We start from the raw sequence: 20,467 nt of genomic DNA on the forward strand, positions 1-20,467 counted from the left end.
TTCAGAGACTCAGAAGCGGGATCCAGCGCCCTGCGGCCGTTGGAGTGACAACGTCAGTTCTCCCTTGACCTCGAACGCGACGTTCGACCTACTCTGTGACGCACTTCATTCGCTCTGTGCAAGAAGTGGAGTAGCCGGTGCAACCGGAAAACGCTCACCAAGCCAGGGTTCTCACATCGTTGCGGCGCAACGGGCCGCAGGCGGCCGTGGAGTTGGCCGCTCAACTCTCGCTGTCGCGCTCCAAGATCGGGCAGGAGTTGGCCCGGCTGGAGGAGATGGGGTTCGTCGAACGCGCGGGGAAGGCCGAGTCGCGCGGCGGTCGACGTTCCGGGTTGGTGCAGCTCTCCGGGCGGCTCCGGTTCGTCGGAGTGGACATCGGTGCCACGTCGCTCGACGTCGGCGTGATCGACGGCCGGCTCGACATCGTCGCGCAGACCAGCGAGGTCATCGACATCGAGGCCGGCCCGGAACCGATCCTCTGCCGTGCCGTGGAGATGATCGGGAAGTTGCGCGCGGCCGGCCACCTGCCGACGCTCGACGGCATCGGTGTCGGCGTGCCGGGACCGGTCAGCTTCCGCGACGGGTTCACCGTCTCGCCACCGATCATGCCTGGGTGGGACCGCTTCCCGGTGCGGGAGCACATCATGCAGCAGTTCGAGTGCCCGGTCCTGGTCGACAACGACGTCAACCTCATGGCCGTCGGTGAGATGTACAGCGGACTGGCTCAGTCCGTCGCCGACTTCCTCTTCGTCAAGATCGGAACCGGGATCGGCTGCGGCATCGTCACCGGCCACCGTGTGCTGCGCGGCAGCAACGGCAGTGCGGGGGACGTCGGGCACATCGCCCTGCACGACACCGGGCCCGTGTGCCGGTGCGGCCGGACCGGTTGCCTCGAAGCGTGCTTCAGCGGCGCGGCGCTCTCGCGCGATGCCACGGCGCTCGCGCGCGGCGGAGAATCGCCCGGGCTGCGCGAACTCCTCGCCGGTCGCGACGTGCTCACCGCCGAGGACGTCGGCGTGGCCATGCGCGCCGGGGACCCGCAAGCCCTCGGCCTGGTCCGCGACGGCGGACGTCGACTCGGCCGGGTCCTGTCCGGGCTGGTGAACTTCTGCAACCCCGCGATGATCGTGGTCGGCGGGGGCGTGTCGAAGCTCGGGCACGTGCTGCTGGCGGAGGTGCGGAGCGAGCTGTACCGGCGCTCCACCCCGCTGGCCACCAGCAACCTCCCGATCGTGCTGTCCGAACTCGGTGACAACGCCGGAATCCTCGGCGCCGCCGCGATGATCAGCGATCACGTCCTCGGCGTTCCTCCGGAGTCGTGAACCCCCCGTTCCACTCGGCGGACGTCGGCTTCGCGGCTCCGCGAGATCCAGGAGGTCGGATGAACACACTTGGAGTCGCACTGGTGGGCCACGCGTTCATGGGCACGGTCCACTCCCAGGCCTGGCGCACCGTGGGACGGGTCTTCGACCTTCCCGCCCGACCGGAACGAGTCGTGCTCTGCGGGCGCCGCAAGGACGCCGCAGCGGAGGCCGCCACGCGGCTGGGCTGGCGGGAGTGCAGCGACGACTGGAAATCCGTGCTCATGCGCGACGACGTGCACGTCGTCGACATCTGCACCCCGGGAGACAGCCACGCCGAGATCGCCGTCAGCGCGTTGGACGCCGGCAAGCACGTGCTGTGCGAGAAGCCGCTGGCCAACTCGATCGCCGAGGCCGAAGCGATGGCCGAGGCAGCCGACCGAGCTCGGCGCAACGGCATCCTGGCCATGGTCGGGTTCAACTACCGGCGCGTCCCCGCACTGGCCCTGGCGCGGTCGCTCGTGGAGCAGGGACGGCTGGGTGAGGTCCGGCAGGTCCGCGCGCACTACTTGCAGGACTGGCTGGTCGATCCGCAGGCACCGCTGAGCTGGCGGCTGCGCGCTGAACGTGCCGGATCCGGCGCTCTCGGCGACCTGGGTGCGCACATCGTCGACCTCGCGCAACACCTCCTCGGTGACGAGATCGTCGCGGTGTCGGGCTCGGTGGAGACGTTCATCGGTGAGCGGCCCCTGCCCGAGGACCCCGCGCAGAACGGGCGGGTGACCGTCGACGACGCCGCCCTGTTCACCGCGCGGTTCCGCGGAGGTGCCCTGGGCACCTTCGAAGCCACCCGGTACGCCACCGGCAACAAGAACGGCTTGCGCATCGAGGTGAACGGGACCGAGGGCAGTCTCGCCTTCGACTTCGAGTCCATGAACGAGCTGGCCTTCTACGACGGGACCGACTCCGCGGACGTCGCGGGCTTCCGCCGCATCCTGGCGACCGAGCCCCAGCACCCCTACCTGGAAGCGTGGTACCCGCCGGGACACGTGCTCGGCTACGAGCACACCTTCGTCCACGAGGTGCGCGACTTCATCACCGCGGTGTCCGACCGCTCCACGCCGAGCCCCGACTTCGCCGCGGGACTGCACGTCCAGCGCGTGCTCGACGCCGTGCAGCGCAGCGCCGCCGAGCACAGCCGGTGGACCTCCGTGCTCCAGGAGGAGAGATGACCGGCGGCACCGACCTGCTGGTGATGTCCGGCATCGTCAAGGTCTTCCCCGGCGTGCGGGCGCTCGACGGGGTCGACCTGCGGGTCCGCTCGGGCGAGGTGCACTGCCTGCTCGGGCAGAACGGCGCGGGCAAGTCCACCCTGATCAAGGTGCTCTCCGGGGCGCACGCTCCCGACGGCGGCTCGATCGAGTGGCGTGGTGAGACGGTCACCCTGGGCTCACCCGCGGCGGCGCTGCGGCGCGGGATCGCGGCGATGTACCAGGAGCTCGACCTCGTGCCCGGCCTGAACGTCGCGGAGAACATCTTCCTCGGACACGAACCCGCCAGCGCGGGCTTCACGCAGCGCGGCACGGCCCGGCGCGCGGCAGCGGAGTTGATGGCCCGGTTGGGACACCCGGAGATCGCCCCCGACAAGCCCGTCGGCGAGCTCTCGGCGGCGGCGCGCCAGCTGGTGTCGATGGCCCGCGCGCTGGGCCACCAGGCGAAGCTGATCATCATGGACGAGCCCACCGGGGCGCTGTCCGCGGGGGAGGTCGACAACCTCTTCCGGATCATCGGGGAGCTGACCGCCGACGGTGTCGCCGTCGTCTACATCTCCCACCGCATGGAGGAGATCCGGCGGATCGCGGACCGGGTGACCGTGCTCAAGGACGGCCGCACGGTGGCGGTGGGGCTCCCGGTCGCGGAGACCTCGACCAGTGAGCTGGTGGCGCTGATGACGGGAGGGGCACCACCCGAGGTGGAGGCCCGCGGCAGCACCGCGACCGATCAGCCGGTGCTGGAAGTGCGGGGGTTGCGGCGGCGCGGCGAGTTCGAAGAGGTGAGCTTCACCGCGCACGCGGGCGAGGTCGTCGGCTTGGCCGGGCTGGTCGGGTGCGGTCGCAGCGAAGTGCTGGAGACGATCTTCGGCGCCCGCGTGCCCGATGCCGGTCAGGTCGTGGTGGACGGCCGCCCGGTGCGCACCGGCAGCATCAGCGCGGCGGTGTCCGCGGGCATCGGGCTGACCCCGGAAGAGCGCAAGAGCCAGGCGCTGCTGCCGCAGATGGCGCTGTCGGAGAACGTGACGCTGGCGTCGTTGACCCGGCACAGCCGGTGGGGGTTCACCCGCCGGAGCGCCGAGCACGCCGGCACCACGGAGGTGGCCACGCGGCTCCAGCTGCGTCCGGCCGACCCGGTCCGGCCGATCTCCACGTTCTCCGGCGGCAACCAGCAGAAGGCCGTGATCGGCCGGTGGGTGCTGCGCGGCTGCCGGGTCCTCCTGCTCGACGAACCGACCCGGGGCGTCGACGTCGGCGCGCGGGCGGAGATCTACGCGCTCATCCGGCAGCTCGCCGCCGACGGCCTGGCGATCGTGGTCGTCTCCAGCGACATCCCGGAGGTGCTGGCGCTGTCCGACCGGGTGCTGGTGCTGCGGGACGGCGCCGTGGTGCACACCGCCGCGGCGGACGAGATCACCGAGTCCAGCGTGCTCGACATGGTTGTGGAGGCACCGTCGAGATGAACGAACACACCCTTCCCGCGCCGACCACGACCGCGGCGTCCAAGCTCGGCCAGTGGTGGTCGCGCGCTGACATCCGGTTGACCGCGCTGTTCTTCGTGCTCGTCGCGCTGTGCGCGGTCGGCTACGCGACCCGGCCGGACGCGTTCCTCACCGAAGGCAACATCTCCACCGTCCTGCGCCTGGCCGCGGCGATCGGGGTGGTCAGCGTGGGCATGACGTTCGTCATCTCGGCTGGCGGCATCGACCTGTCGGTCGGCTCGCTCGTGGCGCTGTCGAGCGTGTGGATGACGACCTGGGCCACGCAGTCCTACGGCGTCGGCGTGATGGTGCTGTGCGCGTTGCTGGTCGGTGCAGGCTGCGGCCTGGTGAACGGGCTGCTGGTCGCCTACGGAGGAGTGGTGCCGTTCATCGCCACGCTGGCGATGATGGCCTCCGCGCGCGGGTTGGCCGAACGCATCAGCGGCCGGCAGACCCAGGTCGTCGACGCCCCGGGGTTCGGGGCCGTGTTCAAGGCGCACCTGCTCGGTGTGCCCGTGCTGGTGTGGATCTTCGCGATCGTGTTCGTCGCGGGCTGGGTCCTGCTCAACCGCACCACGTTCGGCCGTCGCACGCTCGCCGTCGGCGGCAACCCCGAGGCGGCCCGGCTGGCCGGCATCAACGTCCGCCGGCACACCGCCCTGGTGTTCGCGCTCGCCGGTCTGTGCTGCGGCATCGCCGCGATCATGGTGGTGGCCCGGACGACCTCCGGTGCCTCGACCAACGGCCTGTTCTACGAGCTCGACGCGATCGCCGCCGTGGTCATCGGGGGAACCCTGCTCTCCGGCGGGCGGGGAAGCATGGGCGGAACCCTGCTCGGCGTGCTGATCTTCACCACGCTCAGCAACGTCTTCACGCTCAACAACCTGGAAACCGACATCCAGAACATCGCCAAGGGCGTGATCATCGTGCTCGCCGTGCTGGTCCAAGCGCGATCCCGGCGCCGAGCCGACGCCCGCTGACCCCATCCCACCTCGTGCCGTGGAGGAACCATGTCCGTGCCCGAAACGACCCGTCGAAGACTCCTGTTCGGCTCAACGGCCCTCGGCGCGTCCGCCGTGCTGAGCGGATGCCTGGCCAACACCCCACCGCAGCAGGAGAACCAGGCCGCCGTGGCAGCGGGCGGCGGCGACAACGCCGCTCCCGGGAAGCACGTGACGATCGGGTTCTCGGCACCGGCCGCCGACCACGGCTGGATGGCCGCGATGACGACCTACGCCCGCGCCCAGGCCGAGAAGCTGCCGGACGTCACCTTCCGCCCCACCGAGGGCGGGTCCGACGTCAGCCAGCAGATCGCGCAGGTCGAGACGCTGATCAACGAGAAGGTCGACGTGCTGGTGGTGCTGCCCGCCGACGGCAAGGCGATGACCGACGTCGCCCTGCGGGCCATGCAGGCCGGGATCCCGGTGGTCAACGTGGACCGGGTCTTCGACTCCCCGGACGCCTACCGGGTGTGGATCGGCGGCGACAACTACGGCATGGGCATCAACGCCGCCGACTACATCGCCGCCGAGCTGGAGCGGGCGAACGTGGCGAACCCGGTGATCGCCGAGATCGCGGGCACCGATTCGCTGCCGCTGACCCAGGAGCGCAGCGCGGGGTTCCGGGAGGGACTCGCCAAGCACGGCCTCGAGGTCACGCGCCGGGTGGCCGCCGAGTTCACCGCCGAGACCGGTGAACGGCAGGCCACCAACCTGCTGCAGGCCGCCTCGCACCTGGACGCGGTGTGGAACCACGACGACGACCAGGGCATCGGCGTGCTCTCGGCCGTCGAAGCCGCCGGGCGCGACGAGTTCTTCATGGTCGGCGGCGCGGGATCGCGGCAGGTGATGGACCGGATCAAGGCCGGCAACGGCGTGATGCGCGCGACCGTGCTCTACAACCCGTCGATGTGCTCCTCGGCGGTCTCGCTGGCGCGGCTGCTCGCGCAAGCGCGCGGCATGTCCGACCTCGCCGAGCACGAGGTCCCGCGTTCGGTGACGACCTATTCGGCCGTGGTGACCCGCGACAACGTCGACCAGTACCTCGACGTCGGGTTCGCCTCCTGATGCGAGAGGAGTTCACCGTGCGCACCACCACGCTCGCGGTCCTGGGCACGCTGCTGGCCGGCACGATGGCGGTGCCGGCCTGGGCGGCGGCACCGGAACCGGTCGACCAGGCCACCGTGCTGGTCTTCTCCGAGACAGCCGGGTACCGGCACGCGTCCATCGAGTCCGGGATCGCCGCCATCGAGGAGTTGGGGCGGCAGGACGGTTTCCACGTCGAATCCACTGAGGACTCAACCAGGTTCACCGACCGGGAGCTCGCCCGCTACGACGCGGTCGTGTGGTTGTCCACCACGGGTGACGTGCTGGACCAGCCGCAACAGGACGCCTTCGAGCGCTACGTCCGGAACGGCGGCGGGTACGTCGGCGTGCACGCGGCGGCGGACACCGAGTACGACTGGCCGTTCTACGGCGAGCTCGTCGGCGCGTACTTCGCCTCCCACCCGCAGATCCAACCCGCCGCGGTGCGCGTCGAGGACCACCGCAACGACTCCACCGCGCACCTGCCGAACCGCTGGGAGCGCACCGACGAGTGGTACAACTACCGCGCCAGCCCGCGTCCCCGCGTGCACGTCCTGGCCGCGTTGGACGAGCGCTCCTACGACCCTGGCGACGGCGCCATGGGTGGAGACCACCCGATCGCCTGGTGCCACGACGTCGACGCCGGTCGCGCTTTCTACACCGGCGGCGGCCACACCGAGGAGTCCTACTCCGAACCCGATTTCGTGCGCCACGTGCTCGGCGGCATCCGCGTCGCCCTCGACCGCGCGCCGTGCTGAGACCCCGACGACGAGGAGTGAGCAAGGATGGGACGTTCGGTCACGCTCTTCACCGGGCAATGGGCGGACCTGCCGTTCGAGGAGGTCGCCCGACTCGCCTCGGAATGGGGCTACGACGGCCTGGAGATCGCCTGCTGGGGTGATCACCTCGACGTCTGGCGCGCCGTGGAGGACGACGCCTACCTGCGGTCGCGCGTGGAGGTCCTCGAGCGGTACGGGCTCGGCGTGTGGGCCATCTCCAACCACCTCAAGGGGCAGGCGGTCTGCGACGACCCGATCGACGTCCGCCACCGGGCCATCCTGTCCGACCGGGTGTGGGGCGACGGTGATCCGGAAGGCGTGCGGCAGCGCGCCGCCGAGGAGGTGCAGCACACCGCGCGGGTCGCCGCCAAGCTCGGCGTGAGCACGGTGGTCGGGTTCACCGGCTCGTCGATCTGGAAGTACGTCGCGATGTTCCCGCCGGTGCCCGCCGAACTGGTCGACGCCGGTTACCAGGACTTCGCCGACCGCTGGAACCCGATCATGGACGTCTTCGACGCCGAAGGCGTCCGGTTCGCCCTCGAGGTGCACCCCTCGGAGATCGCCTACGACTACTGGTCGACCGTGCGCACCCTCGAGGCGATCGGCCACCGGGAGGGCTTCGGGTTGAACTGGGACCCCAGCCACATGATCTGGCAGGACGTCGACCCGGTGAGTTTCCTCAACGACTTCGCCGACCGGATCTACCACGTCGACTGCAAGGACACCAAGCGCAACCTCGGCAACGGCCGCAACGGCAGGCTGGGATCACACCTGCCGTGGGCAGACCCGCGTCGCGGCTGGGACTTCGTCTCCACCGGTCGCGGTGACGTGCCCTGGGAGGCGTGCTTCCGGGTGCTCAACTCGATCGGCTACCAGGGCCCCATCTCCATCGAGTGGGAGGACGCGGGCATGGACCGCCTGCGCGGTGCCCCGGAAGCGCTCGAGTTCGTGCGCGCACAGCTCTTCGACCCACCGGACGCGGCATTCGACGCGGCCTTCAGTTCTCCGCAGACGTAGGACGAAGGAGTGCAGGACGATGTGTTTCGGTTTCAACGGTGAAGCGGCGCTGGCCCAGTCGCTGGGTGCCCCGCGACTCTCCCGGCGCAGCGCGCTGCGCACCGCCGGCGCGTTGGGAGCGGGTCTGCTCGCCGCCGGTGCCACCGCGCCGGCCGCACACGCGACCCCGCGGCCGGCCGGGCGACACCTGGTGCCGCCCGGGCAGATCAGCATCCAGCTGTGGACCATGCGCGACGCCCTCGAGGGTGAACCCGGTTTCGACGAGACCCTGCGCACCCTCGCCGAGATCGGCTACCCCAAGGTCGAGCAGGCGCTCGGCTACTTCGGCCGCACCGCCGGGGAACTGCGGTCCTTCTACGACAGCATCGGCCTCTCCGCGACGTCGAGCCACGACGGGGTCTCCGACGATGAGGAGGCGTTGCAGACCAAGATCGACAACGCGCGCACCCTCGGCCAGTCGTTCCTGGTCGTGCCCTACCTGGACTCCCCGAACCGGGACGACTGGAAGCGGTGGGCCGAGCAGATGAACCACGAGGCCGAGGTCGCCAGGTCGGCCGGGCTGCGCTACGGCTACCACAACCACGCGCACGAGTTCACCACGGATCTCGGCGGCGTGACACCGTGGCAGGTGCTGACCGCCGAGCTGGACCCGGCACTGGTGCACCTCGAACTCGACCTCTACTGGGCCGTGCGCGGTGGCATCGAGAGCGGGCAAGGGGCGGACGACCCGGAGGGCTTCGCCATCGACGTCATCCGGACCGCGCCGCAGGCGGTGCTGCAGTACCACGTCAAGGACCGGCATCCCGAGGACGGCGACATGGCCGACCTGGGCACCGGCCACATCGACTTCGCCCGCATCTTCCGGGCGCACGCGGTGCTGGAGTACGTCGTGGAGAACGACACCCCCGACGTCACCCCGGAGCAGACGGCCGACGTCGGCTACCGGTACCTGCGCGCGCTGAAGACCTGAACCAGCGCGCCCTTCTCCTTCAACGGGTACGACGACCCCGCCGACGCAGTCGCTTCCGGTGGCGGGAGCAGCACGGCTGCGTTCCGACTTCCGCACGATCAGCGAACCGATGAGAGGTTGCCATGCGACGTGTTCCGTTACTGGCGGCGGTGGCCGCGGTGACCACCGCCTTGATGGGCGTCCCCGCGGTGGCCGCCGAAGGCCCACCGCCGGACGAGGAGTTCCAGAAGGTCGTCCTCAACGACCACCCCGGCGAACCGGTCGACCTCGCCGTCCTCCCCGACGGCCGGGTGCTGCACACCACCCGCCAGGGCGAGGTCCGGATGCACCACCCGGACACCGGCCGCAACACCGTGGCGGCCACGCTGGACGTCTACCTGCACGACGAGGAGGGCCTGCAGAGCGTCGCGATCGACCCCGGCTTCAACGGCACCACGAACCGGTGGGTCTACTTGTACTACTCGCCCCCGCTGGGGACCCCGACCGACGACCCCTCGACCCCGGACGTCAACGAGGGCGACGCCCCGGAGTCCGGCACCCCCGAGCAGTTCGAGCCCTTCCGCGGCACGCTGCAGCTGTCCCGCTTCCAGCTCAACGGTGACCAGCTCGACCTGTCCACCAAGCAGAAGATCCTCGACGTCGGTGTCGACCGGGGCCTGTGCTGCCACGTCGGTGGCGACATCGTCTTCGACGGCAACGGCGACCTCTACCTGTCCACCGGCGACGACACCAACCCGTTCGCCTCCGGCGGCTACGCGCCGATCGACGAGCGCGACGGACGCAACCCCGCCTTCGACGCGCAGCGCTCCGCGGCCAACACCAACGACCTGCGAGGCAAGGTGCTGCGGATCAAGGTCCAGGAGGACGGCTCCTACACCGTCCCGGCGGGCAACCTCTTCGCGCCCGGCACGCCGGGCACGCGCCCGGAGGTCTACCTGATGGGCCTGCGCAACCCGTTCCGCATCGAGGTCAACCGCGAGACCAACGAGCTCTACGTCGCCGACTACTCGCCGGACGCCGACAGCGCCGACCCGGACCGCGGTCCGGCCGGCACCGGCAAGTGGTTCGTCGCCCGCGAGGCCGGGAACTACGGTTGGCCCTACTGCGCCACCCCCGACCTCCCCTACGTCGACTACGACTTCGCCACCGGCACCTCCGGCGAGCCGTTCACCTGCTCGGCTCCGGTCAACGAGTCGCCGCACAACACCGGGCTCACCGAACTGCCCCCGGTCGAGCAGCCGCAGGTCTGGTACGGGTACGGCCCGTCCGAGCAGTTCCCGGAACTCGGGTCCGGTGGCATCGGCCCGATGGCCGGACCTGTCTACGACTACGAGGCGACGCGGGGCCGGGCGCCGGTCGCGTGGCCGGAGCACTACGACGGCATGCCGCTGTTCTACGAGTGGACACGCGATTACATGAAGGGCTTCCGACTGGACGGCTCCGGTGCGCTCACCGGCATCGAGGACGTGCTGCCCTCGATCCCGTTGTCCGGTCCGATCGACATGGAGTTCGGTCCCGACGGGGCGCTGTACGTGCTCGACTACGGCAAGGGCTACTTCGGTGAGAACCCGGAGGCGGCGCTGTCGCGCATCGACTACATCGGTCCCGGCGGCAACCACAGCCCGGAAGCCAAGGCCTCGGCCGACGTGACCAACGGCCACGCGCCCCTGACGGTGTCGTTCTCCAGCGAGGGCACCAGCGATGCTGACGGGAACAAGCTGCTCCACGAGTGGGACTTCGACTCGGACGGCACCGTCGACTCGCGGGAGCAGAACCCGACCCACACCTACGCGGAGAACGGCGTCTACACCGCGATGCTGCGGGTGACCGACCAGGGCGGGCAGGACACCGGCAAGATCGGTCTCGCCGAGGTCGTCGTCGTGGTGGGCAACTCCGCACCGGCGGTCCAGTTCGTCACACCGGTCGACGGCCAGCAGTTCACGTTCGGCGACGTCATCGACTACGAGGTGACGGTGACCGACGACCAGGCCGTCGACTGCTCGAAGGTCGAGGTGACCTACATCCTCGGGCACGACACCCACGGCCACCCGCAGACGACAGCCTCCGGTTGCTCCGGGTCGATCAAGACCACGGTGCCGGAAGGCCACGACCCCGGCACCGACAACCTGCGCGGGGTGTTCCAGGCGACCTACACCGACCCGGGCGTCGACGGGATACCGCCGTTGACCGGTGAGGCCGAGGTCGTGCTGGAGCCGACCAACTGATCAACACCCTCCGGGTGCGGTCGCCGGTCCGGCGACCGCACCCGGGTGGACGCACCGTCCCGCACCATCGAGGAGGCCCGGGAAGATGGCACCCAGGACCGGAGTCTGGTTCATCGGCGCTCGAGGCTCGGTGGCCACCACCGCCACCGTGGGCGCGCTCGCCCTGACCGCGGGGCTGGCCCCGCGCACGGGATGCGTCGCCGACCTCCCCGAGGTGGCGGTGGCGGGTCCACCGGGCGTGGACGACCTCGTCATCGGCGGGCACGACGTCGTCGGTGACGCACTGCCCAAGCGCGCCGAGGCGCTCGCCGCCGGCGGGGTGTTCGGGCACGAGCTGGCCCGCGCGGTGCACAGTGGACTGGTGGAGGTCGACGGCCGGATCCGCCCGGGCATCACCTCGCACGAGGGGTCTCAGCGCGACGCCATCGAGCAGGTCAGCCGTGACCTGGCCGGCTTCCGCGCCGCGCACGGCCTCGACCGCGTGGTCGTGATCGACGTGTCCACCACCGAACCACCGCTGGAGCTCACGCCGGAACACCGCGACCTGGACGATCTCGACCGGGCCCTGGCCGCGGGCGAGTCACCGCTGCCCGCCAGCGGCGTCTACGCCTACGCGGCACTGCGCGCCGGCTGCCCGTTCGTCGCGTTCACCCCGAGCCCAGGCCCCCGGTTGCCCGCGATCGACCAGCTCGCGCGGCGCACGCAGCTGCCGTGGGCGGGATCGGACGGCAAGACGGGCGAAACGCTGATCAAGTCGGCGCTCGCGCCGATGTTCGCCACCCGCGGGCTGCGGGTGCGGTCCTGGGCGTCGGTCAACCTGCTCGGCGGTGGCGACGGCCAAGCCCTGGCCGACCCGGTCACGGCGGAGAGCAAGACCCGCTCCAAGAACACGGGGCTGGGCTCCATCCTCGGGCACCCGGTCGACGGGCCGATGCACATCGACTACCTCCCCGACCTCGGCGACTGGAAGACCGCCTGGGACCACGTGTCCTTCGAAGGGTTCCTCGGCACCGGGATGTCGATGCAGTTCACCTGGCAGGGATGCGACTCCGCGCTCGCCGCCCCGCTGGTGCTCGACCTCGCCAGGCTGGTGGCACGCGCGCACCGGGCAGGTGCCGTCGGCGCCGTCGAAGCGCTCGGGTTCTTCTTCAAGGACCCCGCCGGCGACGGGGCGCACGACCTGGCGGGCCAGTGGCGCGCACTGCTCGACTGGTGCGCCCGGATCGGCTCCGGGGAGCGGCGATGAGGGCGCGGGACCTCGCCGAACTGGTGCGCTTGCCCGCCGTGCTCACCGCTCCCGGCGACAGCCTCGCCGGGGCCGCAGCCGCCGGCTGGCCGCACGGCAGGCGCAGCTGGGCCATGCCGGTCGTCTCCAGCTGCTTCTACCTCGCGGGCATGGCGCTCAACGACTACGCCGACCGGGACCTGGACGCCCGGGAGCGCCCCGAACGCCCCCTCCCCTCCGGCCGCATCCGTCCTCGCACGGCGCTGGCCGTGGCCGCCGGGCTGACCACAGCAGGTGTGGGCATCGCCGGTGCAGCAGGCGGGCGCACCGCGCTGCGGGCCGCCGTGCCCGTGGCCGCCGCGGCCTGGACCTACGACCTCGCGACCAAGCAGACCCTCGCCGGGCCCGCGACCATGGCTCTGGCCCGAGGGTGCGACGTGCTGCTCGGAGCCGGCGGGCGACGCCAGGCGCTCCTGCCCGCCTGCGCGGTCGCCGCGCACACCCTGGGGGTGACCTGGCTGAGCCGTGGAGAGGTCCACGGAGCCGCGCCGCGCGCAGGTTGGGCAGCACTGGCCACCACCACCGCGGCCGCGACCTCGGCTGCCCTGCTCCCGCGTTCCTCCCGCCGCGCGAGGGCCGCCGGCATCGCCTGCGCCGCCGGCTACGCCGTGACCGTCGGCCGGGCCCAGGCCCGCGCCGCGAAGCACCCGGACGCGAGCACCGTCCGCGCCGCCACGGGCGTCGGAGTGCGTGGCGTCATCGGACTGCAAGCGGCGCTCGTGGCCGGCACCGGTGCGCTCGGCGTCGCCGCGGCCCTGCTCAGCGCAGGACCGCTGGCGCGCGCGGCCTCGGAGGTGGTGTCGCCGACATGAACCTCCGCTTCGGTTACGGCACCAACGGGTTCACCGGTCATCGCCTCGACGACGCCGTGGCGGTCCTGGCCGATCTGGGTTACGACGGTGTCGCGCTCACCCTCGACCAACCGCACCTGGACCCCTTCGCACCCGACCTCGCGGCGCGCACCGACGCCGTCCACCGCCGACTCGCAGCGCGGGGTCTGGCCGTCGTGGTCGAGACCGGCGCCCGCTACGTCATGGACCCCTGGCACAAGCACGAACCGACGTTGGTCTCCGACACCGGCCGCGAGAGGCGCGTCGACTACCTGCGGCGCGCTGTCCGCGTCGCGGACGAGCTCGGCGCAGAAGCCGTCTCGTTCTGGTCCGGCACGCTGCCGGCGGGCACTTCCCCGCAGCAGGGGTGGGAGCGGCTCACCCGCGGTGTCGCCGAAGTGCTGCACGAGGCGGACCGGCGGGACGTGCGGTGCGCTTTCGAACCCGAACCGGGCATGTTCGTCAACACCCTCGCCGGTGTCGCCGAGCTGCGCCGCAGGCTCGGCGACCCGCCCCGGCTCGCGGTGACCGTCGACATCGGACACTGCGTGTGCAACGAGCCCGCGCCGCCCCAGGACTGCGTGCACCAGGTGGGCGACGTGCTCGGCAACGTCCAGGCCGACGACATGCGTCCTGGCGTGCACGAGCACCTCGAGTTCGGTGACGGGGAGGTCGACCTCGCGGCCGCCCTAGGCGCGCTCCTCGACGTCGGCTACCAGGGCCTGGTCAGCGTCGAGCTCCCCCGCCACTCCCACGCGGCGCCCGCGGTCGCCGCACGCTCGGTGCAGGCGCTGCGCACCGCGCAGGCCGCCGCCGAGCAGGCCCGAGCGGAGGAGGTCTCCCGATGAGCTCAGCGCGGAACGTGGCCGACGTGCTCGAACCGACCACCCGGAGGCGGTGGGCGGACCTGGTCGACGAGGTGGCGGCGAACCCGGACCGGATCGCGGTGCTCTTCCCCTCCGCGGCTCGAGCGATCGCCCGCGGTCCCGTCGACCCGGCCGACCCCGACGGGCTGATCACACCCCGCGTCGAGGACGAGGTCCGGATCACCTTTCTGAGGACCGCAGCGCGCCGGTGGGACACCGACCGGCTGACCCGCGAGACCCTCGCGCTGTACCGGCACGGCGACGCGGAGGAGAAGCGCGCGGTGCTGCGCGCGCTCGACCACCTCGGCCTCGGCGACAGGCTCCTCCCGCTGGTCCACGACGCGCTGCGCAGCAATGACCTGCGGTTGATCGCCGCAGCGCTGGGGACGTACGCGGCGCGGCACCTCGACGAGCACGCCTGGCGCCACGGCGTGCTCAAGTGCCTGTTCACCGGGGTGCCGCTCGACGCGGTCGTCGGCGTCGCCGAGCGGGCCGACGCCGAACTGGCGCGCATGGTCAGCGCCTACGTCGAAGAGCGGCAGGCCGCCGGGCGAAGCGTCCCGCAGGACGCGCACCGCCTGCTGCAGCAGTGCACCCGGGCCGCGACGGCAGCGGGCCCACGCGATGACGAGGAGGACGGATGCGCATCTTCGATCCGCACATCCACATGAGCTCGCGCACCACCGACGACTACGAAGCCATGCACGCCGCCGGCGTCCGCGCCGTCACCGAACCGGCCTTCTGGTGCGGGCAGCCCCGCACCAGCCCCGCGTCGTTCTACGACTACTTCGACTCCCTGGTCGGCTGGGAGCGCTTCCGGGCGGCGCAGTTCGGCATCCGCCACCACTGCACGATCGCGCTCAACCCCAAGGAAGCCAACGATCCGCGGTGCCGCGAGGTGCTCGACGTGCTCCCCCGCTACCTCGCCAAGGACGGCGTGGTGGCCGTCGGCGAGGTCGGGTTCGACTCGATGACCTCGGACGAGGAGGAGGTCTTCACCCAGCAGCTCACCATGGCAGCAGAACACGAACTGCCGGTGCTCGTGCACACCCCGCACCGCGACAAAGTGGAAGGAACCCGGCGGAGCCTCGAACTGGTCGCCGCGTCCGGTCTCCCACCCGAGCGCGTGCTCATCGACCACCTCAACGAGGTCACCGTCGACCTGGTGGCAGGAAGTGGCTGCTGGATCGGTTTTTCCATCTACCCCGACACCAAGGTGGACGAAGACCGCGTGGTGCGGATCTTCGCCGAACACGGCCTGGACCGGATGATCGTCAACTCCGCGGCGGACTGGGGGCGCAGCGACCCGCTCACGACAGCCAAGACCGGCCGAGCGATGCTCGACGCGGGCTTCAGCGAGGACGACGTCGACCGCGTGCTGTGGCGCAACCCGGTCGAGTTCTACGACCAGAGCGGCCGGCTCATGCTCGACCCGGTCGAAGCGGACCAGACGGCAACCTTCGCGGGCAACTCGGTGCTGCGCGGGCAACGCCCACGGTGAACGAGCCACAGGGAGACCCACCCACATGCGCTTCACCCACCACGACGGCACCCGGATCCACCTCGCCTACTGCACGAACGTCCACCCGGCCGAGGACCTGGACGGGCTGCTGCGCCAACTGCGCACCTTCGGAGGCGGCGTCCGCGCCGAACTCGGCGTCGAGCGCCTCGGCGTCGGGCTGTGGTTGCCCGCACCGCTGGCCGCCCACCTGGTCGCCCACCCCGATCTCGGCCGCCTCCGAGCCACGCTGGCGGCGTGCGGTCTCGAGGTCGTCACGCTGAACGCCTTCCCCTACCAGCGTTTCCACGCCGACATCGTCAAACACGCGGTCTACCACCCTGATTGGACGGACGAGCGCCGGTGGGACTACACGCTGGACTGCGCGCGAGTGCTCGCACGGCTGCTGCCCGAAGACGTCGCACGCGGCAGCATCTCCACGCTGCCGCTCGCATGGCGGGAACCGTGGTCCGCCGCGCAGCGAGGGCACGCCGTCGACTCGATGCGGCAGCTCAGCAAGCGGCTCGCCACCCTGGCCGAGGACACCGGCAAGGAGATCCGCGTCGCGGTCGAACCGGAGCCGGGGTGCGTCGTCGAAACCATCGACGAGGCGATCGACCTGCTCAGCGAGGTGGACACCGACCACATCGGACTTTGCTTGGACACCTGTCACCTCGCGGTGGGGTTCGAAGACCCCCACGATGCGGTGCGACGCACCACCGCCGCCGGGGTTCCGATCGTGAAGACCCAGGCCTCCACCGCCTTGCACGCCGCCGAGCCCGCCCACCAGGACACCAGGGACGCGCTGGACCGCTACGCCGAAGACCGCTTCCTGCACCAGGTCCGGGAACGCGGGCCCGCCGGGATCACCGCGCTCGACGACCTGGCCGACGCCCTCCACGGCGATCGGCCCCTGCGCGGTGACGGACCGTGGCGGGTGCACTTCCACGTGCCGATCCACCGGCGACCCGAGCCTCCGCTGGGCTCCACCCAAGACGACCTCGACACCACGCTGCACGCGTTGTTCGCCGGCCCCGCCGCGCTCACCGACCACGTCGAGGTCGAGACCTACACCTGGTCGGTGCTGCCGGAACACCAACGGCCACGCGACGACGCCGACCTGATCGCAGGCCTCGCGGGCGAACTGGGCTGGGTGGCCCAGTCGATGCGACGCGCCGGATTGGAGCCATCGTGAACAAGGTCCTGCTCCTCGACGTGGTGGGGCTGACACCGCGCCTCCTCCAGCACGCACCTCGACTTCGCCGAGTCGCCGAGCAGGGCTGGCAGACCCCGCTGGAGACCGTGCTGCCCGCGGTCACGTGCTCGGTGCAGTCCAGCATGCTCACCGGGCTGCCCCCGCGCGAGCACGGCGCCGTCGGCAACGGCTGGTACTTCCGCGACCTCGGCGAGGTCTACCTGTGGCGCCAGCACAACCGGCTCGTCACCGGCGAGAAGGTGTGGGAAACAGCTCGACGCGCTGATCCCGGCTTCCGCACGGCCAACGTCTGCTGGTGGTACGCGATGGGGGCGAGCACGGACTGGACGATCACCCCGCGGCCCGTCTACCACGCAGACGGGCGCAAGTCCCCGGACTGCTACACCTGGCCCCCGGAGTTGCACGAGGAACTCACCGGCGCGTGGGGCCCGTTCCCGCTGTTCCACTACTGGGGCCCGACCGCGTCGCTGCGCTCCACCGAGTGGATCGTGGCGGCCACCAGGCGGCTGCTTCCGGAGGCCGACCTCACGCTCGCCTACGTCCCGCACCTCGACTACGACCTGCAACGACACGGACCCGACAGCCCGCAGGCGCTCTCTGCCGTCCGTGACGTCGACCGCGCTGTGGCACCGCTGCTCGACGACGCTCAGGAGCAGGACGCCACGGTCGTCGTGGTGAGCGAGTACGGCATCACCCCCGCCTCGCACCCGGTCGACATCAACCGAGCACTGCGCGGAGCTGGCCTGCTGGAGGTCTACACCCAGCACGGCATGGAATACCTGGACCCGTGGACCTCGCGCGCTTTCGCGGTCGCCGACCACCAAGTCGCGCACGTCTACGTCCAGAACCCCGCAGACCTGGACCCGGTGCGCGACCTCTGCCGGCACCTGCCCGGAGTCGACCTGGTCCTCGACCGGGCAGCGCAGCACGACTTCGGCATCGACCACCACCGCGCCGGCGAGCTGGTCCTCGTCGCCGAACCCCGCTCCTGGTTCACCTACTACTACTGGCTGGACGACGCCCACGCCCCGGACTTCGCCCGCGGCGTCGACATCCACCGCAAACCCGGCTACGACCCGGCCGAACTGTTCCTCGACCCCGCCGACCGGACGGTGAAGCTGCGCGCCGCACTCGGCCTCGTCCGCAAGAAGCTCGGTCTCCGCTACGCCATGAACGTCGTCCCGACCACCGGACGCTGGGTCATGGGCACGCACGGCCGACTCCCCGACGACCCGCTGGACGGACCGGTGCTGCTGTGCAGCGATCCGTCCTCGCGACGGGACAGCATGAGCGCCTCCGCAGTCCGCGATCTCGTCCTCGACCTCGCGGCGGTCCCGCAGTCGACCCGGTGATCCGGCCCACCGGAGCGGACCCGGCAGGAGGTGGAGGCACGCTGAAGGAGACGACTCGGCTCTCGAGTGTTCGCTAGAGCCGCCGACACGCACCACGATGTTCGCTCACGACTGACGCCACCGCCACGACGATCCCGACTCCGAGCGAAACCGTCGAGCGGAGGCCGAACGCCCTTCTAGCGAGCAGAGTTGAGCACTGCTCGAATTCTCATCATCACCTGTGAAGGGCAAACCGGTTCATCGGCCACACTCACGAAGGTGCATCACACGAGACAGGTTCACGACGGTTCACCATCACCCAGGAAGCGGGGCGAGCGAACGGAGGTGGTCGCAGTCGCTCTCCTGCGGTGGGATCGGGCGATCGCCTCGTTCGCAGCACCCGCACTGGTTTTCGCGCTCGGAGACGAAGTGTCCAAGACCGCGCTGGCCGTGATCCCGTGGGCTTGGCCGCCGCTGACGACATCTCGCGCGACATGTCGTCAGCCCGCGGAAGCACCGCGCTGGTGACCGGGCGGTCTCCGGGGTGCTCCACGGAGCGAGGTGTGGAAAAGCTGAGGGCGGGACACCTGCCCGGCGGAATCGTCGAGCGGACTCCCCGCCCTCAGCCCCGCGGAATTCCGCAGTCAGCTTGGCACCGTTCCGCCTGTGAGGCAAGTGGGCTCACTTGCGCAGGCTCGGGCTTGGATGGTGAACAGTTCTCGGTGAAGGCCGTTGGCCTCCACCAGTTCTTCGTGGGTACCGGCCTCCGCGACACGTCCTGATTCCACGACGACGATGCGGTGGGCGTTCCGGATGTTGGCGAGCCGGTGCGTGACGAGGACCGTCGTGCGATGTGCGTCCTCCTGCGAAGCCTTGGTCGCACGTTGCAGGCCGGCGAACACCCGGGATTCGGCCTTCGCGTCGAGCGCGGCGGTCGGTTCGTCGGCGATCAACACCGTCGCGTGGTCGCGGAAGATCCCGCGCCCCCGCTGAGCCGTTGCCACGACACGGCGGAGAGCTCATGCCCTCCTCGGAACTGTCGGGACAGGACGGTGCCCGGCCCTCTCGGAAGCTTGGCGAGGACTTCGTCCGCGCCCGACTCGCCCAACGCCGTCTCCCACGTCGTGCCGTGGGGTTCCGGTGCCGTGAGCTTCCCGATCCGGATGTTGGTGTCGGCGGTATGGGCCACCGCGCGGGATCCTGGTCGATCAGGGCCACCTGTTCGTGCACGCTCCGCGGTTCCGCGTTCGCCAGGTCCACCTCGTCCCACAGCACTCTGCCCTCTGTCGGCGGGTAGAGCCCCGTGATCAGCTTCCCCAGCGTCGTCTTGCCGGATCCGTTCTCGCCGACCAATGCAGGACCTCACCGCGGTGCAAGGTCAGGTCGATCCCGACCAGAGCCGGTTCGTCGGCGTCGGGATAGCGGAACGACACGTTCTCCAGGCGGATGGTCTTCGGATCGCGCGGAGCCCGCACACCGGTCGTGGGCCTGCGACGACGCTGTGACTCCTCGAGCAGCCGGGTGTAGAACCGCAGGGAGAACGAGTGCTCGTAGAGGCGGTTGACCGACACCATCGTGGTCGCCGGCGAGCTCGCCGCGGCCCGCATCGCGATGACCGCGGCTCCGGCGATGGCCAACGGCCATCGCGCCGAGGTAGAGGAGCATCCCGAGCAGTAAGCCAGACCCGTTCCGATGCCGGCTGAGGTGCGTCCGATCAACCGAGTCCAGGTCTGCCGGTGTTCGGCGCGGACCGCCTCTTCGGTGACCTGGTCGGCGATGCGGCGGTGCTCGGACAACAACGGCTCCTGCAGGCCGAGCGCGATGCGTTCCGTGCCCACACCCCGTGCCACGAGCACGTTTTCCACGACGTGCAGCCGCAACCGGCGGGTCACCAGGCTCAGGAAGTTCACGTAGCCCTGCTTCGCCACCAGCATCGACGCCCACGCCTCGGCTGCCGTGGGCACCAGGAGCGCGGGCACCAACCACGGGTCGAGCAGCCCTGCCGTGATCAACGCGGCTGCCAGCCACACCAGCGCCGAGGAGATCTGAGCGATGTTGCGCACGCTCGACTCGACCGCCCGAACACCTCGGTAGCCGCCCTGCCGGGCCAGTTCCTGGAAGTCGGAATCCTCCCACGCCAACAGCTCCACCTCGGCGACCGCGATGTTGAGCCGGTCCTGCGCCGAACGACGCACCAACGGCGTCAACACCCCTTGCACCGCGGACACCGCGCTGTCCAACAGCCTTCGGAAGGCAAAAAACAACCACCACAGCCGCGATCACGGGCAGCGACGCCCCCCCCCCCCCCCCCCC

18 protein-coding genes and 1 pseudogene are annotated in these 20,467 nt (G+C 70.8%); 16 read left to right on the plus strand and 3 right to left on the minus strand.

Features of this window, described 5'->3' with window-relative positions:
* Positions 1 to 137 precede the first annotated feature (137 nt).
* The 16 genes from EIL87_RS12135 to EIL87_RS12210 all read left to right on the plus strand — a co-directional run bounded on the left by EIL87_RS12135 (position 138) and on the right by EIL87_RS12210 (position 18,175).
* Entirely contained in the window at positions 138 to 1,322 is a 1,185-nt protein-coding gene (locus EIL87_RS12135) for an ROK family transcriptional regulator (RefSeq protein ID WP_125090346.1), read from the plus strand.
* Between the two features lie 59 nt (positions 1,323 to 1,381).
* Positions 1,382 to 2,533 (plus strand): Gfo/Idh/MocA family protein, encoded by a 1,152-nt coding sequence (locus EIL87_RS12140; RefSeq protein ID WP_125090347.1) that lies wholly within the window; start codon positions 1,382 to 1,384, stop codon positions 2,531 to 2,533.
* Positions 2,530 to 4,035, plus strand: a complete 1,506-nt coding sequence (locus EIL87_RS12145) for a sugar ABC transporter ATP-binding protein (RefSeq protein WP_233576200.1) — start codon at positions 2,530 to 2,532, stop codon at positions 4,033 to 4,035. The genes EIL87_RS12140 and EIL87_RS12145 overlap by 4 nt, the downstream gene beginning before the upstream one ends.
* Positions 4,032 to 5,033 (plus strand): ABC transporter permease, encoded by a 1,002-nt coding sequence (locus EIL87_RS12150; RefSeq protein WP_125090348.1) that lies wholly within the window; start codon positions 4,032 to 4,034, stop codon positions 5,031 to 5,033. Before EIL87_RS12145 ends, EIL87_RS12150 begins: the two co-directional genes overlap by 4 nt.
* Before the next feature lie 30 nt (positions 5,034 to 5,063).
* The gene (locus EIL87_RS12155; protein WP_125090349.1) at positions 5,064 to 6,119 is read left to right on the plus strand and encodes a substrate-binding domain-containing protein; all 1,056 of its coding nucleotides are present in this window, start codon (positions 5,064 to 5,066) and stop codon (positions 6,117 to 6,119) included.
* Positions 6,120 to 6,136: 17 nt separating this feature from the next.
* The gene (locus tag EIL87_RS12160) at positions 6,137 to 6,895 is read left to right on the plus strand and encodes a ThuA domain-containing protein (RefSeq protein ID WP_325049445.1); all 759 of its coding nucleotides are present in this window, start codon (positions 6,137 to 6,139) and stop codon (positions 6,893 to 6,895) included.
* A 27-nt stretch (positions 6,896 to 6,922) separates the two neighbouring features.
* Entirely contained in the window at positions 6,923 to 7,933 is a 1,011-nt protein-coding gene (locus EIL87_RS12165; protein ID WP_125090350.1) for a sugar phosphate isomerase/epimerase family protein, read from the plus strand.
* Between the two features lie 19 nt (positions 7,934 to 7,952).
* Positions 7,953 to 8,903, plus strand: coding sequence for a sugar phosphate isomerase/epimerase family protein (locus EIL87_RS12170; protein ID WP_125090351.1), 951 nt, complete (start codon positions 7,953 to 7,955; stop codon positions 8,901 to 8,903).
* A gap of 122 nt (positions 8,904 to 9,025) precedes the next feature.
* Positions 9,026 to 11,128 carry a PQQ-dependent sugar dehydrogenase gene (locus EIL87_RS12175; protein WP_125090352.1) on the plus strand — a complete coding sequence of 701 codons (2,103 nt, stop codon included), beginning with the start codon at positions 9,026 to 9,028 and terminating at the stop codon, positions 11,126 to 11,128.
* A gap of 85 nt (positions 11,129 to 11,213) precedes the next feature.
* Complete coding sequence (locus tag EIL87_RS12180; RefSeq protein ID WP_125090353.1) at positions 11,214 to 12,374, plus strand: inositol-3-phosphate synthase; 1,161 nt, start codon at positions 11,214 to 11,216, stop codon at positions 12,372 to 12,374.
* Positions 12,371 to 13,225 (plus strand): SCO3242 family prenyltransferase, encoded by an 855-nt coding sequence (locus EIL87_RS12185; RefSeq protein ID WP_125090354.1) that lies wholly within the window; start codon positions 12,371 to 12,373, stop codon positions 13,223 to 13,225. The genes EIL87_RS12180 and EIL87_RS12185 overlap by 4 nt, the downstream gene beginning before the upstream one ends.
* Positions 13,222 to 14,091 (plus strand): sugar phosphate isomerase/epimerase family protein, encoded by an 870-nt coding sequence (locus EIL87_RS27835; RefSeq protein ID WP_125090355.1) that lies wholly within the window; start codon positions 13,222 to 13,224, stop codon positions 14,089 to 14,091. Before EIL87_RS12185 ends, EIL87_RS27835 begins: the two co-directional genes overlap by 4 nt.
* Positions 14,088 to 14,780, plus strand: a complete 693-nt coding sequence (locus EIL87_RS27840; RefSeq protein WP_125090356.1) for an EboA domain-containing protein — start codon at positions 14,088 to 14,090, stop codon at positions 14,778 to 14,780. Before EIL87_RS27835 ends, EIL87_RS27840 begins: the two co-directional genes overlap by 4 nt.
* Positions 14,750 to 15,610 carry a TatD family hydrolase gene (locus EIL87_RS12200; RefSeq protein ID WP_125090357.1) on the plus strand — a complete coding sequence of 287 codons (861 nt, stop codon included), beginning with the start codon at positions 14,750 to 14,752 and terminating at the stop codon, positions 15,608 to 15,610. The genes EIL87_RS27840 and EIL87_RS12200 overlap by 31 nt, the downstream gene beginning before the upstream one ends.
* A 25-nt stretch (positions 15,611 to 15,635) precedes the next feature.
* A complete protein-coding gene (eboE, locus tag EIL87_RS12205) occupies positions 15,636 to 16,802 on the plus strand; it encodes a metabolite traffic protein EboE (RefSeq protein WP_125090358.1) in 1,167 nt (388 codons plus the stop codon).
* A complete protein-coding gene (locus EIL87_RS12210) occupies positions 16,799 to 18,175 on the plus strand; it encodes an alkaline phosphatase family protein (RefSeq protein ID WP_199740384.1) in 1,377 nt (458 codons plus the stop codon). The genes eboE and EIL87_RS12210 overlap by 4 nt, the downstream gene beginning before the upstream one ends.
* Before the next feature lie 623 nt (positions 18,176 to 18,798).
* Here the strand turns inward: EIL87_RS12210 and EIL87_RS27430 are convergent.
* The 3 genes and pseudogenes from EIL87_RS27430 to EIL87_RS12220 all read right to left on the minus strand — a co-directional run bounded on the left by EIL87_RS27430 (position 18,799) and on the right by EIL87_RS12220 (position 20,364).
* Entirely contained in the window at positions 18,799 to 19,110 is a 312-nt protein-coding gene (locus EIL87_RS27430) for a hypothetical protein (protein ID WP_233576201.1), read from the minus strand.
* Positions 19,111 to 19,396: 286 nt separating this feature from the next.
* Positions 19,397 to 19,507: pseudogene (locus EIL87_RS27935) on the minus strand (ATP-binding cassette domain-containing protein); the annotation flags it as partial.
* Positions 19,462 to 20,364, minus strand: a complete 903-nt coding sequence (locus EIL87_RS12220; protein ID WP_125090359.1) for an ABC transporter ATP-binding protein — start codon at positions 20,362 to 20,364, stop codon at positions 19,462 to 19,464. The pseudogene EIL87_RS27935 and the gene EIL87_RS12220, both read right to left, overlap by 46 nt.
* Between the last annotated feature and the right edge of the window lie 103 nt (positions 20,365 to 20,467).

It is taken from the genome of Saccharopolyspora rhizosphaerae (genome assembly GCF_003931915.1).
In the GTDB taxonomy this organism is placed as follows: Bacteria; Actinomycetota; Actinomycetes; order Mycobacteriales; family Pseudonocardiaceae; genus Saccharopolyspora; species Saccharopolyspora rhizosphaerae.